The sequence below is a fragment of the Microbacterium sp. M28 genome (assembly GCF_025836995.1).
Taxonomy (GTDB): domain Bacteria; phylum Actinomycetota; class Actinomycetes; order Actinomycetales; family Microbacteriaceae; genus Microbacterium.
In genome coordinates this window covers 2021678-2036739 of the sequence record NZ_CP107546.1, presented here as the reverse complement: position 1 = coordinate 2036739, position 15062 = coordinate 2021678, and the positions used below count along the sequence as shown (strand labels likewise).

The window sequence follows — 15062 nt, the reverse complement described above, 5'->3', positions numbered from 1 at the left end:
GAGGGCTATGGTGTGTTCATGGCACTCGCACGACTCCACGGCGGCCCGCTGGACGGGCAACTCCTTCCGCTCGAAGCGGACGCCGATGACAAGCTGATCGTCCCCTACGCCGAGACCCAGGTGGTCTACAACCGCGGCGGCGAGCCGCAGAACACCGGCGACAGCGACGGACCGACCGAGGTCGACTACTGGTACGAGGAGTCCCTCGAGGACCTCAACCCGTCGGATGACTGAGGCCCGCTCGGATGGCTGAGGCCCCGAACGGATCAGAGCCGTCGCGCACCGTCGAGGTCGAGCGCAAGTACGACGTCGAGGTCGACACGCCTCTGCCCGACTGGGACGGCATCCCCGGTGTGGATGCGGCCACGACGGGGGAGCAGCGTGCTCTGGACGCGCGCTACCTCGACACGTCCGACGCCGCGCTCGCGCGCGCCGGTGTCGCGCTGCGCCGCCGGACCGGAGGACCGGACGCGGGCTGGCACATCAAGGGACCGCGCGACGGTGACGGGCGTCTGGAGATCGGCTGGCCGCTCGGCGAGGACGATCGCGTTCCGGATGCCGTGGCGCAGACGCTCTCGCGCTGGACGACCGAACCGCTGACGCCGCTGGCCAGGATCGAGAACGACCGGACCGCCTACCTGCTGACCGGATCGGAGGGCGTCGTCGCCGAGTTCGTCGACGATCGCGTCCGCGCGACGGATCTCCGGCAGGGCGTGCAGCGCGAGTGGCGGGAATGGGAGTTCGAGCTCGGCCCCGCCGCGCCCTCGGATCCCGACGGTCGCGAGCAGCTGTTCGCCGCGGCGGAACGGGCGATCTTCGCCGCGGGCGGCCGGCACGCGGCATCCGGTTCGAAGCTCGCCAGGGCTCTCGGATTCTGACCGGCGCCGATAGTCGGACCGGCCGGCCATGACAAGCCCCTGGTGCTCGCACGGCCGACGTGTCAGCGTGTGGTCATGAGCGCCTTCCTCCGAGTGCCGCAGACCGTTCTCCCGTCGACTCCGCTGCAGCAGGACGAGGTGCGCGAGGTCTTCGCCTCCCAGCCGGACATCGACCGCAGAGCGGTCCGGATCGTGAACGCCTCGTTCGGCGGTTCGGGCATCGACACCCGCTACACGGCGATCGCCGAGCTCGGTTCGGAGTCCGCGGGGGAGCCGACGTTCTACGACCGCTCGGAGAACCTGCTCCTCTCGCCGGGGACATCGGCGCGCAACGAGCTCTACGTCCGGACGGCGACACCGATGTTCGTGGAGGCGGCCAGGCAGGCGCTCGAGGCATCCGACGACGTCGCCGCGGAGGACGTCACCCACGTCATCACGGTCTCCTGCACGGGCTTCCACGCCCCGGGGCCCGATTTCGCGATCGTCACCGAGCTGGGGCTGCGTCCGAGCGTCGAGCGGTATCACTTCGGCTTCATGGGCTGCTACGCGGCGATACCGGCGCTGCGGGCCGCCGCCCAGTTCTGCCGCGCGGATGCCGAGGCCGTCGTCCTCGTGGTCAGCGCCGAACTGTGCACGCTGCACCTGCGCTCCTCGAGCGACCCCGACACGATCGTCGCATCGTCGCTCTTCGCGGACGGCGCCGCAGGCGTCCTCGTGACGGGACGGCCACCGGCCCCCGGGATCCCCGGTGCGGAGCTGGACTCGTTCGCGACGGCCATAGCCCCCGATTCCACCTCGCACATGGCATGGACGATCGGCGACAACGGCTTCGAGATGATCCTGTCCACCGCGGTGCCCAAGGTCATCGAGGCGAACATCGACGACGCTCTCGGAGCGCTGTGCGCGGCCGATGAGGAGCTCACCTATGCGCGCGACTGCGACGGCCTCGCCGACACCGTCACGCACTGGGCCGTGCATCCGGGCGGCCGCGACATCCTCGACCGCGTGCAGCACAGGGTCGGACTCGCGGACTCCCAGCTGGAGGCCGCACGCGAAGTGCTGCGCACGTGCGGGAACATGTCCAGCGCCACGGTGCTGTTCGTCATCCGGCGCATCCTGCTGGACCCGGCCTCTCGGACGGGGGAGCGGCTCGTGGCGATGGCCTTCGGACCGGGACTCACCATGGAAGGCGGTGTCATGACCGTGCTCGGAGGGGAGGGCGGGCGTGCCTGACCTGCGCTCGCGCGACACGTCGGCGCGCGAGCTCATGGACGACCCCGATGCCGACCGGATCGCCCTGGAGGCCACCTACCGGCGGTTCCGGATGATCAATGCGCTCGTCGGAGGCTGGCGGCGCATCTACCTGCATCGGATCCGGACGCGCGTGCGCGCCGGCGACGTGCGGATCCTGGACATCGGCTCCGGTGGCGGCGATGTCACGCGCAGGATCGCGCGCTGGGTCAGGCGCGATGCGTCGCGAGCGATCGTGACAGCGCTCGACGCGGATCCCCGGGCCACCGCGTGGGCCGAGCGTCAGAGCGGGCCTGCGAACATCCGGTATCGCACCGGAACGACCGCCGACCTCGTCGCGGCGGGAGAGCGCTTCGACGTCGTCGTGTCGAACCACCTGCTGCACCACCTCGACAGCGTGCCCGACCTGCTGCGCGAGACGGAGGCGCTGCTGGCCGAAGACGGCATCGCCGTGCACGTGGACATCGCCCGCAGCAGGCGCGCGTATGCGCTTTTCGATGCACTGACACGCGTGCTCCAGCCCTTCCTCGTCGGATCCTTCATCCGAGCAGACGGGCTGACCAGCATCCGCCGCTCGTACACCGTGGCCGAGCTCGCCGAGCGCGCGCCACAGGGCTGGACAGCGGTGGCGTCATCTCCGCACCGCGTCGTGCTGCTCAGAGGCGGCGTGCGTGCCTGAATGCGATGTCGCCATCGTGGGCGCCGGGCCGGCCGGGCTGCTGCTGGCCTGCCTGCTCGCGCGTCGCGGCACGGACGTGCTCGTGCTCGAGCGAGGGACCGGCCATGAGGATCGATCGAGGGCGATCGGCATCCACCCGCCAGGCCTCGCCGCTCTCCGGGACGCCGGCGTCGATGAGGAGTTCCGCGCCGATGCGCTCCTTCTCGCCGGGGGAACCGTGACATCGCGAGGACGCGTATTGGCGGAGCAGGACTTCGTGCCTGGGCGCGAAGTGCGCACGCTCGCGCAGTCGCAGACTCACGCGCTGCTGCAGCAGCGGCTGGCAGAGCTGGCTCCGGATGCCGTGCGCACCGGTGTCCAGGTGCGCGATGTCGTCGGCCGCGCCGGTGCGGCCAGGGTGCTGGCGGTGCGAGCAGGACGGGAGCAGGAGTTCTCCGCACGACGTGTCGTCGTCGCGGACGGCGTGCACAGCGGCATCCGTGACCGCCTGGGGGTGTCCTGGCGGCGGGTGCCCGGCGCCGGGGACTACACGATGCTCGACGTGGTCGATGCGCCGTCGGACGACCGGGCGCGGCTGCACCTCGAGCCGGACGGCGTGGTCGAGTCGTTCCCGCTTCCGGGCGGAGGGCGACGCTGGGTGATCCGCGAGCGCGAGCGGACGCGACGAACGACGGCATCCTTCGCGCGGACCGTCCTCGCCCGGACCGGCCTCGACATCGGCGAGCCGGGTGGAGCTCGGCCGCAGAGCTTCCGTGCCCGCCAGCATCGCGCGAGCCGGCTCGTGCACGGCCCAGCCGTCCTGCTCGGCGACGCGGCGCACGAGATCAGCCCGATCGGCGGGCAGGGCATGAACCTCGCCTGGATCGCAGCCTGCCGGCTCGCCGTGGCGCTCACCGAGCGATCCGATCGTGAGGCCGCTCTGAGAGCCTACGAGCGGGTGTCGCTGCGGGCGGCGGCGCTCGGGCAGCGACGAGCCCGCTTCAACATGGCGATGGGCGCCCCCGTCGGGGAGGCGGCACGCGCGGTGCGCGACGGCGCGATCGCGCTCCTCGACCAGGGCGTCAGCGGGCGCCGTATGCTCGGCGCCATGACGATGAGCGGTCTGTGAACGACGACGGCCCGACCGCCGTGAGGCGAACCGGGCCGTCGAGCTCGAGACGGATCAGAGGTTGATCATGTGCCCCGAGAGACCGTGGAAGGCCTCCTGGAGCGCCTCGGACAGCGTCGGGTGCGTGTGGACGTTGCGAGCGGCCTCGAGAGCCGTCAGGTCCCACTTCTGCGCCAGGGTCAGCTCGGGCAGGAGCTCGGAGACGTCGGGGCCGATCAGATGGCCGCCGATGAGCTCCAGATGCTCGGCATCCGCGATCAGCTTGACGAAGCCGATCGGCTCGCCCAGACCGTTCGCCTTGCCGTTCGCGCTGAAGGGGAACTTGGCGACCTTGATCTCGCGGCCCTCGGCACGCGCCTGCTCCTCGGTGAGACCGAAGCTGGCGACCTGCGGCTGGCAGAACGTCGCACGCGGCATCATCCGGTAGTCGCCCAGCGTCTGGGTCTCGGCGCCGGCGATGGCCTCGGCGGCCACGACGCCCTGCGCCTCGGCGACGTGCGCGAGCTGGAGCTTCGCGGTGACGTCGCCGATCGCGTAGATGCCCTCGACGTTCGTGCGCATGTGGTCGTCGATGTCGATCGCGCCGCGCTCGGTCAGAGCGACGCCGGTGTTCTCCAGGCCGTAGCCCTTGACGTTCGCCGCGAAACCGACCGACATCAGCACCTTGCCGGTGTCGATCGACGTCTGCTGGCCGTCCTTGCCGGTGTACGTCACGGTGACCGAGGAGCCGTTGTCGACGATGGTCTCGACCTTGGTGGAGGTGAGGATCTCGATGCCGTACTTCTTGTACTGCTTGGTGATCTCCTTGGAGACCTCCACATCCTCGTTGGGCAGTGCGCGGTCGAGGAACTCGACGATGGTCACCTTGACGCCGTAGTTCGACAGGACGTAGGCGAATTCCATGCCGATGGCGCCGGCGCCGACGATCACGATCGACTCGGGCAGCTCGCGGGAGAGGATCTGCTCCTCGTAGGTGACGACGTTCTCGCTGAGCTGCACGCCGGGCAGCAGACGCACGGTCGAACCGGTGGCGATGATGACGTTGTCGAACGTGACCTCTTCGGTCGTCCCGTCGGACTTCGCGACCGAGATCGCCTTGGGGCCGGTGAAGGTGCCTCGGCCGTCGTACTCGGTGACCTTGTTCTTCTTCATCAGGAAGTGGATGCCCTTGACGTGGGTGTCCGCCACCTTGCGGCTGCGGTCGAACGCCGCGCCGAAGTCGAAGTGCACGTCACCCGAGATGCCGAAGAACTCGGCCTTGTGGGTGAAGGTGTGGGCGATCTCCGCGTTCTTCAGGAGCGACTTGGAGGGGATGCAGCCCACGTTCAGGCACACACCGCCCCAGTACTTCTCCTCGATGATCGCGGTGGACAGTCCGAGTTGAGCGCTGCGGACGGCGGCGACGTATCCGCCAGGGCCCGCGCCGAGGATGACGACATCGTAATGTGGCATGGTTCCAGCCTATCCCTCTGCAGGGGTATCCGACTCGGCGCCCGACGCGGTCCGCCGTCCGCGGAGCCAGAACCAGACCATGGCGACGACGATGGCGAGGATGCCGACGATCGAGAGGGCCCAGATCCAGGCGGATGCCGGTGAGGAATCGGTCGCGGCAGGGGCCGGCGTCGCGGTGGCGTCCGGCGTTGGGGCCGCCGTCTCGGATGCCGAAGGGCTCGGCTCACCCGTCGCGGTCGGTTCCGTCGTGGCGGGCGATGCGGCTTCAGCCACGGTGAAAGCGAACTCGCCATCGGTCGGGTGACCGTCGCTGGAGACGACCTGCCAGATGACCGTGTACTCGCCCGCGGTCCCCGCCGCGGGATCCAGAGGCTGGATCAGCACGGCCCCGTCGATCTCCGGGGCGCCGGCTGTGACGTCGTTGCCCGCGGCGTCCGTCACGACGACGCCTGTTCCGCCGGCGGAGGCGATGAGGGCGGCGCTGAAGGTGAGCGTCATCTCCTCGGGGAGCGTCTCCACCGTCGAGTCGGCCGCGGGATCCGACGAGACGAGCTCGTCGTGCGCGGCGGCGCGATGGGCCGGGAACAGCACGAGCAGTGCTGTCAGCAGCGTCGCGGCGATCGCGGTGGGAAGGACCTGTCGTCTCAGAGCAAGGGAGGGCACCACTCCAGCCTATGAGCGAACACCTCGGCGATGACCGTGAGCGGATTCGCCCTCCCGCCGCGCCGGTTCGATCAGTTAGGCTGGGTTGTCTAGGGAGGGCACCGTGACAGACAGCGAGAGCCGACACAGCGAGAACGCCGCGATCCACCGCGATGGTGAGCAGAAGCACGACGTGACGCAGACGTTCGGACATGACTCCGACCTGTCCTTCGTGCCTTTCGGCGTGGAGCTGAGCGAGGCCGAGCAGACCGCGATCGCGGCGCTGCCGTCGGGGTCGGCCCTGCTGCTGGTGCGCTCCGGCGCTCTGGCGGGGGCACGCTACCTGCTCGATACGGATGTCACGACGGTCGGACGTCACCCGGAGGCCGACATCTTCTTCGACGACGTCACCGTCTCGCGCCGCCACGCCGAGATCACGCGCAACGGCACGACCTTCGAGATCATCGATCAGCGCTCGCTCAACGGCACGTACGTCAACGGTGAGCGCGCCGACCGGCACGTCCTCGCCAACGGCTACGAAGTGCGCGTCGGCAAGTTCCGTCTGAACTTCTTCGCATCGCCCGTCGACCTCGTGGCGGCGAACGACTGATGGCGTCGGCCAGCCCCACCCGGGAACGCACTGCGTCTCCGGGTCTTCTGAGCATCGGTCAGGTGCTGGCGAGACTCACCCCCGAGTTCCCCGATGTGTCGGCCAGCAAGCTGCGCTTCCTCGAGGTGCGCGGCATCGTCACGCCGGCGCGGACGGACTCCGGCTATCGCAAGTTCTCCACGAGCGACGTCGAACGGCTGCGCCTCGCGCTCACGCTGCAGCGCGACCACTATCTGCCGCTCAACGTGATCCGCGAGCAGCTGGACGAAGCGGAAGCGAACGGCGATCTCGCCGGCGCGCTGACCCCGCCGCCGTCGATCACACCGGCCGTGCGCCGCTACCGCCGAGACGAGCTGCTCTCGGCAGCCGGAGCCGCCCCTCAACTGCTCAACGATGCGATCAGCACGGGCATCATCGCGGCGGGGGAGTCCTACTCCGAGAACGTCGTCACCCTGCTCCGAGGGCTGGTGGCCCTCGACCGTCACGGCATCGAGCCGCGGCACCTCCGTTCCGTCCGCCAGAGCGCCGAACGGGATGTCGCGCTGATCGAGTCCGCCATGTCGGCGCTGCTGCGCCGAACGGATGCCGCATCGCGCGGGAAGGCGAACGAATTGGGGCCCGAACTGGCGTCTCAGATCGACGACGTGCGGGCGCTCTTCATGAAGGATGCGCTGGGTCGCATCCTTTCGTAACGAACTGGTTGCGACACACCTTCGGCTCGGCCGGGATGTCATTGCCGGGCACGGGGCACTGCTCTAGCGTGGAGGTAAGCGCTCCAGGGAGGAATTCAGATGAATGCGGACGAGCTGACAGGCGACCCGCGGTTCGTGACCGAACTCCTCTTCACGGACGGTCTGCCGGCCATGGACGACGAGGTGGGCTACCGCGGCGCGGTCGCCGCTCGCGCCGCCGGAATCACGTACCGCCAGTTGGATTACTGGGCCCGCACCGAGCTCGTCGTCCCGACGGTCCGCGGAGCCAACGGCTCGGGATCGCAGCGCCTCTACGGGTTCCGCGACATCCTCGTCCTCAAGCTCGTCAAGCGCCTCCTCGACACGGGTATCTCGCTGCAGCAGATCCGGACGGCCGTCGACCAGCTGCGCGCCGCGGGCATCCGTGACCTCGCCGGTACGACGCTGATGAGCGACGGCGCATCGGTGTACCTGTGCACGTCGAACGACGAGGTCATCGACCTGGTCAGCCGCGGACAGGGTGTGTTCGGCATCGCCGTCGGCAAGGTCCTGCGCGAGGTCGAGTCGACTCTGGTGGAGTTCGATCCGACCGCTCCGGACCCCGTCGACGAGCTCGCGACGCGTCGCGCCAAGCGCTCCGCCTGACATCACCTCGCGCGTCGTTCGCGGCGACCCTTCGATGGTCTGCGAACCACCACACCTTCGTCGGTCAAGCGAGGTCCGCTGACGGCCGGACGGGAGTCTGCGCTGCGTCAGGCCTGCGGACCCTTTTCCGACACCGGGATGCGGCCGGTGCGGACGATGCGGTCGAGGAGCAGATCGAAGTCGGCGGCGAGTTCCTGCGCGGAGTCGCCGGGCCAGATGTGCAACGGCTTGGCAGCGCCCTGCGCCTGCTGCAGCGAGGTGCGCTCGGGCAGCTGCGGGGAGAGCACGAGCGGCCCGAACATGTCGCGCAGCTCCTTGATGCGGAACTGGTGCTCGATCGACTGCGGCCGAACACGGTTGACGACGATGCCGAGCGGCTGCAGTCGGGGGGAGAGCCCCCGACGGATCTCCTCGATGGCACGCAGCGCGCGGTCGGCAGCGGCGACGGAGAACAGCCCCGGCTCGGTGACGACCATGACGCGGTCGCTCGCGGCCCAGGCGGTGCGGGTGAGCGCGTTCAGGGAAGGCGCGCAGTCGATCAGGACGAGGTCGTAGTCGGCCTCGACGGAGGCGAGAGCCTCCTCGAGCTTCCAGACGTCGCGCACGCTGGGGTGCGGGCCGTCGAAGTTGATGGCGGACGGGCTCCCGATGAGCACGTCGATCGTGCCGGGGTGCACCTTCGCCCAGCCGCTGGAGGTGATCGCCTGACGAACGATCTTCTCCTTCGGGTTCGCCAGGACGTCGGCGACGTTGAGCCGCCCGGCGACCTGAATGTCCATCCCGGTGGAGACATCGGACTGCGGGTCGAGGTCGACGACGAGGGTCCGGACACCCCTGGCGAAGGCCGCTGAGGCCAAGCCGAGGGTCACGGTCGTCTTGCCGACGCCTCCCTTGAGAGAGCTGACGCTGAGTACGTGCACGGTGTCCACGTTACCTTGCCCTAGTCTGGGGAGACACTCAGCCCCGCCCTTGCGTGCGGATCCGCGCACGCATCGAGCAACCAGAGGTGTGCATGTTCCAGAAGATCCTTGTGGCCAATCGCGGCGAGATCGCGATCCGGGCCTTCCGTGCGGCGTTCGAGGTCGGGGCGAGGACGGTCGCCGTCTTCCCGTACGAGGACCGCGGATCCCTGCATCGGCTCAAAGCCGACGAGGCCTACGTGATCGGTGAGCGAGGGCATCCCGTCCGGGCCTACCTGGATGTCGACGAGATCGTCCGGGTAGCGCTCGAATCCGGTGCCGACGCGATCTACCCCGGCTACGGCTTCCTCTCCGAGAACCCCGAACTGGCGGAGAAGGCCGCGGCCAACGGCATCGTCTTCATCGGACCGCCCGCCGCCGTCCTCGAGATGGCGGGCAACAAGGTCGAGGCGAAGCGGCACGCCGTCGAGGCCGGTGTGCCGGTGCTGCGATCCACCGAGGCATCCGACGACGTCGACGCACTGCTCGCGCAGGCGTCCGACATCGGCTTCCCGCTGTTCGCCAAGGCCGTAGCCGGTGGTGGCGGACGCGGCATGCGACGTGTCGAGACCGAGGCCGAGCTCGCGCCGGCTCTCGCCGAAGCCATGCGCGAGGCCGCCAGCGCCTTCGGCGACCCTCGGATGTTCCTGGAGCAGGCCGTCGTCCGTCCGCGTCACATCGAGGTGCAGATCCTGGCGGACAAGACCGGCGAGACCGTGCACCTGTTCGAGCGCGACTGCTCGGTGCAGCGTCGGCACCAGAAGGTCGTCGAGATCGCACCGGCGCCGAACCTGGACGATGACATCCGTCAGGCGTTGCACGGCTACGCGATCGCGTTCGCGCGTTCGATCGGTTACGAGAACGCGGGCACCGTGGAGTTCCTCCTCGAGACGGCGGGGGAGCGCTCCGGCGAAGTCGTCTTCATCGAGATGAACCCGCGCATCCAGGTCGAGCACACCGTGACCGAGGAGGTCACGGACGTCGACCTGGTCCAGACCCAGATGCGGATCGCGGCCGGTCAGACCCTGGCGGAGCTCGGCCTCGTCCAGGACCGCATCCAGCTGCGCGGCGCTGCGCTGCAGTGCCGCATCACGACCGAGGACCCGACGCAGGGGTTCCGCCCGGACACCGGCAAGATCACGACGTACCGCTCACCCGGCGGCGCGGGGATCCGCCTGGACGGCGGGACCGTCCACCAGGGTGCGCAGATCAGCCCGCACTTCGACTCCATGCTCTCCAAGCTGACCTGCCGCGGACGCGACTTCCCCGCCGCCGTCGCTCGGGCACGGCGTGCGCTGGCGGAGTTCCGCATCCGCGGCGTCTCGACGAACATCCCGTTCCTGCAGGCGCTGCTCGAGGACGAGGCCTTCATCGCCGGCGACGTCAGCACGTCCTTCATCGACGAGCGCCCTGAACTGCTCAAGGGTCGGGTCTCGAAGGACCGCGGCACCAAGATCCTCAACTGGCTCGTCGACGTCACCGTCAACAAACCGCACGGCGCCCACCCCGGCACGGCTGACCCGCGGACCAAGCTGCCGTCGCTGGACCTGTCCACGACACCGCCTGGCGGGTCGCGTCAGCGTCTGCAGGAGCTCGGCCCGGATGCCTTCGCCGCCGCGCTGCGCCAGCAGAAGGCGCTCGCGGTCACCGACACGACGTTCCGCGACGCGCACCAGTCGCTGCTGGCGACCCGGGTGCGCACGCGCGACCTCGTCGCCGCGGCTCCGTACCTCGCGCGCCTGACGCCCGACCTGCTCTCGGTCGAGGCCTGGGGCGGTGCGACCTACGACGTCGCCCTCCGCTTCCTCGGCGAGGACCCGTGGGAGCGCCTGGACAAGCTGCGCACGGCGCTGCCGAACATCGCGATCCAGATGCTGCTCCGAGGGCGCAACACGGTCGGCTACACGCCGTACCCGACAGCCGTGACGGACGCCTTCGTGCAGGAGGCCGCGACCAGCGGTGTGGACATCTTCCGCATCTTCGACGCGCTCAACGACGTGTCTCAGATGCGCCCGGCGATCGACGCCGTGCGCGCGACGGGCACCGCAGTGGCGGAGGTCGCGCTCTGCTACACCGGTGATCTGCTGAACCCGGCCGAGGACCTCTACACGCTGGATTACTACCTGCGTCTGGCCGAGCAGATCGTCGAGTCCGGTGCGCACATCCTCGCCATCAAGGACATGGCGGGTCTGCTGCGCCCCGCGGCGGCGGCGACGCTCGTCTCGGCGCTGCGGGACCGCTTCGACCTGCCGGTGCATCTGCACACGCACGACACGCCTGGTGGTCAGCTCGCGACGCTCCTCGCCGCGAGCGCGGCCGGCGTCGACGCGGTCGACGCGGCATCCGCACCGCTGTCCGGAACGACCAGCCAGCCCTCGCTGTCCTCCCTGATCGCGGCTCTCGCGCACACCGATCGCGACAGCGGGATCGACCTGGATGGGGTCAGCGACCTCGAGCCGTACTGGGAGGCGGTGCGCAAGACGTACGCGCCGTTCGAGTCCGGTCTTCCGGGGCCCACCGGACGCGTCTACCACCACGAGATCCCCGGTGGTCAGCTGTCGAACCTGCGGCAGCAGGCGAAGGCGCTCGGGCTCGCCGACGACTTCGAGCTCATCGAGGACATGTACGCCGCTGCCGACCGCATCCTCGGACGCGTGCCGAAGGTCACGCCGTCGTCGAAGGTGGTCGGCGATCTCGCTCTGCACCTCGCGGCCGTCAAGGCCGACCCGGCGGACTTCGAAGCCCATCCGGAGAAGTACGACGTGCCGGATTCGGTCGTCGGCTTCATGGCCGGCGAACTCGGCGATCTGCCTGGTGGATGGCCGGAGCCCTTCCGCACGAAGGTGCTCGCCGGACGGACGGTCCGGCCTGCTGTCGCGGAGATCAGCGTCGAGGACGAACAGGAGCTCGCCGGTTCCAGCGCTCAGCGCCGCGCACGCCTGAACCGGCTGCTGTTCCCTGCGCCGACGCGCGAGTTCGCCCAGAAGCGGGAGCTGTTCGGCGACCTGTCGGTGCTCGATACGAGCGACTACCTGTTCGGTCTCGTCCAGGGCCAGGAGCACCTCGTCGAGATCGACCGGGGTGTGCAATTGTTCGTCGGCCTCGAGGCGATCGGCGACGCGGACGAGCGCGGCATGCGCACGGTCATGACGACGATGAACGGGCAGCTCCGGCCGGTGTTCGTGCGGGACCGTTCGGTCGCCGTCGAGGTGCACGATGTCGAGAAGGCTGACACCTCGAAGCCCGGCCAGGTCGCAGCTCCGTTCTCGGGCGTGGTGACGTTGAAGGCCGAGGTCGGCGCGGCCGTCCGGGCCGGAGAGCCGGTCGCGTCGATCGAGGCGATGAAGATGGAGGCCGCGATCACCGCACCCGTGGACGGCGTGGTCGAGCGCCTTGCGGTCGCGGCGACCGCCCAGGTGGATGCCGGTGACCTTTTGGTCGTCATCCGCCCGGGCCAGTAACCTTGACCGGGCGTGCATGCTGCACGACTGGGAGTGAGACATGACCGCGAAGAACACCGATCGACCCGACGACGATGATTCGCTCGGGGTGCTGGACGACGCCGCATCTCTGGATACGGCCAGCCTCGGCATCCTCGGCGGCACCGCTCAGGTGAGCCTGACGATCCCGACCGGCGACGAGGACGACCTCCTCGACGACGACGCCGTCGTGGACGGCGAAGTCGCATCCGAGCTGATCATCGACCCGGCACCGGAGCTCGAGCCTTCTTCGGCCGCGGACGTCATCGGGCGCATCAAGGACGGCGGCATCGACATCGTCATCGAGGTCGCCGCCGATGAACTGCCCGAGGCGCCGGCTGCCACGAGCGTCGACGCGCCGGTGACCGCGGAGGTCGTGCTCGACCACGAGGAACTCGCCGACAGGATCGCGACGCACGAAGCCGGAACGTCCGCCGACAGCGGCGATCTGGTCATCGAACGGGATGCCGAGCCGGCGACGACCGCCGAGCCGGAGCCCTCCGTGTCGCCGATCGACTCGGAAGGCACGGAGGATGCCGCGGCCGAGAGCGACGACCAGGGGGCCGCAGCGCCGGTCGAAGTGCCCGAGCCCGCACCCGCTGCGGCGGCGCCGCAGAAGGCGAAACCGCTGACGAAGCCGGCCAAGCCCGCCAAGACGAAGCCCAAGCGGACGCCGAAGCCGGTCACTCCGGTCGACACGGATGCGTCTGACGACACGGATGCTCCGGTCGACACGGATGACCGGTTCGACACGGATGCTCCCGTCGCGTCGGCGCCTTCCACCGCTGCGGCGACATCGACCGAGAGTCCGGCCAGTGCGGCATCCGAAGTCGCCGCGGCACCGGCGGACGCGAAGGTCGAGGAGCCCGCAACGCAGAGCGAACCCGCCGACGCCGCACCCGCTCCTCGCCCGAGCTCCGCGTGGGTCGCCACGGTCGAACGAGCCGCGGCAGGCGAGGCATCCGATCCCGAAGAGGAACAGGACGACACCGTGAGCACTGAGAAGGACGCCCGAACGACGTCGACCGAGACCTCGGTCGCACCGCGGCCGGTATCCGCACCCGTCCGGGCGGATGTCGAGTTGACCTCGAAGCGACTCGGCGAACAGCTCGGCCAGGCTTCGCGGGAGTCGGCGGATCTGCTGACCGCCGATCGACTGCTCGACCCGCATCAGGTCACCAAACCGGAGCCGGAGGGGGCCTGGAGCCACTTCCTGTACACCGTGTCCGGCCGCCGCATCAACATCGGCGACGGCAAGAACGCGAAGGCGCGCAAGGCGCTGTCGGCGAAGATCGCGGCTCCGCTGAGCGGTGGCGCGCGCTTCGTCCCGGTGCTCTCCCGCAAGGGCGGGGTCGGAAAGACCACGATCACGGCGCTTCTCGGCATGGCTCTCGCCGATGCCAGAGACGACCGGGTGATCGCGGTGGACGCGAACCCCGACCGGGGGACCCTCGCGGAGCGGATCGTGCGTTCGCACAACAGATCCGTCCGAGACCTCGTCCGTCTGCACGGAGAGGTGCGCGGTTATCACGACATCTCGGCGATCGTCGCCCGCGACAGCACACGTCTCGATGTGCTCGCGTCCGACACGGACCCGCGCATCGCGGACGCGTTCAGCGACGCCGACTACCGTGACGTCGCCGACATCGCGGCGCACTACTACTCGTTGGTGCTGACGGACACGGGTACGGGAATCGTCCACTCCGTGATGGGGGCGACGCTCGAGCTCGCGGACCAGCTCGTGATCGTCTCCGGCCTGAGCGTGGACGAGGCGCGACTCGCCTCCGAGACGCTGACCTGGCTCGAGACGAACGGGTACGCGGCGCAGGCCCGCGACGCGATCGTCGTGCTCAACCAGTCGACGCCAGGCAGCCCGCTGGTGCGGCTCAACGAGCTGGAGGCCCACTTCGCCACACGCGCCCGCCACGTGGTGCGGATGCCGTACGACCCGCAGATCGCCGGCGGTGGAGCCATCGTGTTCACATCGCTGCAGCCGGAGACCCGCAAGGCGGCCAGGGAGCTGGCCGCGCTGCTCGTCGAGGGCCTCCGGGCGAGCGCCGCCTGATGGCCGTCCGGGAGATCCGGCTGTTCGGCGACCCCGTGCTGCGCACGACATGCGCGCCGATCGAGCACATCGATGACGGTGTCCGCGCCCTGGTCGCCGACCTGATCGACACTGTCGAGCTTCCCGGACGCGCCGGCGTCGCGGCGAATCAGATCGGCGTCGCGCTGCGGGCTTTCAGCTACAACATCGACGGAGACATCGGATACGTGCTCAACCCCGTGCTCGTCGAGGTGCGCGGCGAGCCGGTTCCCACCGGTGAAGGCTGCCTGTCCGTACCCGGTCTCTGGCACGATGCGCTGCGCCACCCATGGGCGCGCGTCGAGGGCATCGATCTCGACGGCGAACCCGTGGTCCTGGAGGGCGAGGGACTGCTCGCTCAGGCGCTGCAGCACGAGACGGACCACCTGGACGGCAAGGTCTACCTGTCGCGCCTCGCGCCGGAAACGCGCAAGATCGCGATGCGCGAGGTCCGCGAGAGCAGCTGGTTCTGATACGGGCCGGATCAATGCCGCGAAGCGGCGTTGACGCGGCCGCGTATCGACGTTGAGCGAGCGGAGCGAGGCGAAACGCGGTGACCGCTGAGCAGCGATCACCGCGTTTCA

The 15062-nt window shown here is 69.5% G+C and carries 14 protein-coding genes; 11 read left to right on the top strand and 3 right to left on the bottom strand.

The window, feature by feature from the left end; genetic code table 11:
• Positions 1-18 precede the first annotated feature (18 nt).
• The 5 genes from OED01_RS10055 (at position 19) to OED01_RS10035 (ending at position 3916) form a co-directional block, all read left to right on the top strand.
• A complete protein-coding gene (locus tag OED01_RS10055; RefSeq protein WP_264155144.1) occupies positions 19-234 on the top strand; it encodes a response regulator in 216 nt (71 codons plus the stop codon).
• A gap of 11 nt (positions 235-245) precedes the next feature.
• Positions 246-878, top strand: coding sequence for a CYTH domain-containing protein (locus OED01_RS10050; protein WP_264155143.1), 633 nt, complete (start codon positions 246-248; stop codon positions 876-878).
• Positions 879-953: 75 nt separating this feature from the next.
• Positions 954-2111 (top strand): type III polyketide synthase, encoded by a 1158-nt coding sequence (locus tag OED01_RS10045; protein WP_264155142.1) that lies wholly within the window; start codon positions 954-956, stop codon positions 2109-2111.
• On the top strand, positions 2104-2808 hold the full coding sequence (locus OED01_RS10040; protein WP_264155141.1) for a methyltransferase domain-containing protein: 705 nt from the start codon (positions 2104-2106) through the stop codon (positions 2806-2808). Before OED01_RS10045 ends, OED01_RS10040 begins: the two co-directional genes overlap by 8 nt.
• The gene (locus OED01_RS10035; RefSeq protein WP_264155140.1) at positions 2801-3916 is read left to right on the top strand and encodes an FAD-dependent oxidoreductase; all 1116 of its coding nucleotides are present in this window, start codon (positions 2801-2803) and stop codon (positions 3914-3916) included. The genes OED01_RS10040 and OED01_RS10035 overlap by 8 nt, the downstream gene beginning before the upstream one ends.
• Before the next feature lie 54 nt (positions 3917-3970).
• On the opposite strand, the gene lpdA is transcribed toward OED01_RS10035, so the two are convergent.
• Positions 3971-5368 carry a dihydrolipoyl dehydrogenase gene (gene lpdA, locus OED01_RS10030; protein WP_264155139.1) on the bottom strand — a complete coding sequence of 466 codons (1398 nt, stop codon included), beginning with the start codon at positions 5366-5368 and terminating at the stop codon, positions 3971-3973.
• A 9-nt stretch (positions 5369-5377) separates the two neighbouring features.
• A complete protein-coding gene (locus OED01_RS10025) occupies positions 5378-6031 on the bottom strand; it encodes a copper resistance CopC family protein (protein ID WP_264155138.1) in 654 nt (217 codons plus the stop codon).
• Between the two features lie 103 nt (positions 6032-6134).
• Here OED01_RS10025 and OED01_RS10020 point away from each other — a divergent pair, with 103 nt between their 5' ends.
• From OED01_RS10020 to OED01_RS10010, 3 genes are all read left to right on the top strand, one after another.
• Positions 6135-6620, top strand: a complete 486-nt coding sequence (locus OED01_RS10020; RefSeq protein ID WP_264155137.1) for an FHA domain-containing protein — start codon at positions 6135-6137, stop codon at positions 6618-6620.
• Complete coding sequence (gene ftsR, locus OED01_RS10015; RefSeq protein ID WP_264155136.1) at positions 6620-7312, top strand: transcriptional regulator FtsR; 693 nt, start codon at positions 6620-6622, stop codon at positions 7310-7312. Before OED01_RS10020 ends, ftsR begins: the two co-directional genes overlap by 1 nt.
• A 99-nt stretch (positions 7313-7411) precedes the next feature.
• The gene (locus tag OED01_RS10010) at positions 7412-7957 is read left to right on the top strand and encodes a MerR family transcriptional regulator (protein WP_318841100.1); all 546 of its coding nucleotides are present in this window, start codon (positions 7412-7414) and stop codon (positions 7955-7957) included.
• A 107-nt stretch (positions 7958-8064) separates the two neighbouring features.
• Here OED01_RS10010 and OED01_RS10005 read toward each other — a convergent pair whose 3' ends face one another.
• Positions 8065-8877, bottom strand: a complete 813-nt coding sequence (locus OED01_RS10005; protein WP_264157953.1) for a ParA family protein — start codon at positions 8875-8877, stop codon at positions 8065-8067.
• Positions 8878-8969: 92 nt separating this feature from the next.
• On the opposite strand from OED01_RS10005, the gene OED01_RS10000 reads away from it, so the two are divergent.
• From OED01_RS10000 to def, 3 genes are read left to right on the top strand one after another with little or no spacing between them, the layout of a single operon-like run.
• A complete protein-coding gene (locus tag OED01_RS10000; protein WP_264155135.1) occupies positions 8970-12377 on the top strand; it encodes a pyruvate carboxylase in 3408 nt (1135 codons plus the stop codon).
• Positions 12378-12417: 40 nt separating this feature from the next.
• Positions 12418-14460: a MinD/ParA family ATP-binding protein gene (locus tag OED01_RS09995; RefSeq protein ID WP_264155134.1), complete on the top strand. Its 2043-nt coding sequence runs from the start codon at positions 12418-12420 to the stop codon at positions 14458-14460.
• Positions 14460-14951, top strand: a complete 492-nt coding sequence (def, locus tag OED01_RS09990; RefSeq protein ID WP_264155133.1) for a peptide deformylase — start codon at positions 14460-14462, stop codon at positions 14949-14951. Before OED01_RS09995 ends, def begins: the two co-directional genes overlap by 1 nt.
• The last annotated feature ends 111 nt before the right edge of the window (positions 14952-15062 follow it).

Bases quoted from the DNA above. Each gene is read 5' to 3' on its own strand.
- OED01_RS10055 (WP_264155144.1), top strand. From the start codon at position 19: ATGGCACTCGCACGACTCCACGGCGGCCCGCTGGACGGGCAACTCCTT.
- OED01_RS10050 (WP_264155143.1), top strand. From the start codon at position 246: ATGGCTGAGGCCCCGAACGGATCAGAGCCGTCGCGCACCGTCGAGGTC.
- OED01_RS10045 (WP_264155142.1), top strand. From the start codon at position 954: ATGAGCGCCTTCCTCCGAGTGCCGCAGACCGTTCTCCCGTCGACTCCG.
- lpdA (WP_264155139.1), bottom strand. From the start codon at position 5,368: ATGCCACATTACGATGTCGTCATCCTCGGCGCGGGCCCTGGCGGATAC.
- ftsR (WP_264155136.1), top strand. From the start codon at position 6,620: ATGGCGTCGGCCAGCCCCACCCGGGAACGCACTGCGTCTCCGGGTCTT.
- OED01_RS10010 (WP_318841100.1), top strand. From the start codon at position 7,412: ATGAATGCGGACGAGCTGACAGGCGACCCGCGGTTCGTGACCGAACTC.
- OED01_RS10000 (WP_264155135.1), top strand. From the start codon at position 8,970: ATGTTCCAGAAGATCCTTGTGGCCAATCGCGGCGAGATCGCGATCCGG.
- OED01_RS09995 (WP_264155134.1), top strand. From the start codon at position 12,418: ATGACCGCGAAGAACACCGATCGACCCGACGACGATGATTCGCTCGGG.
- def (WP_264155133.1), top strand. From the start codon at position 14,460: ATGGCCGTCCGGGAGATCCGGCTGTTCGGCGACCCCGTGCTGCGCACG.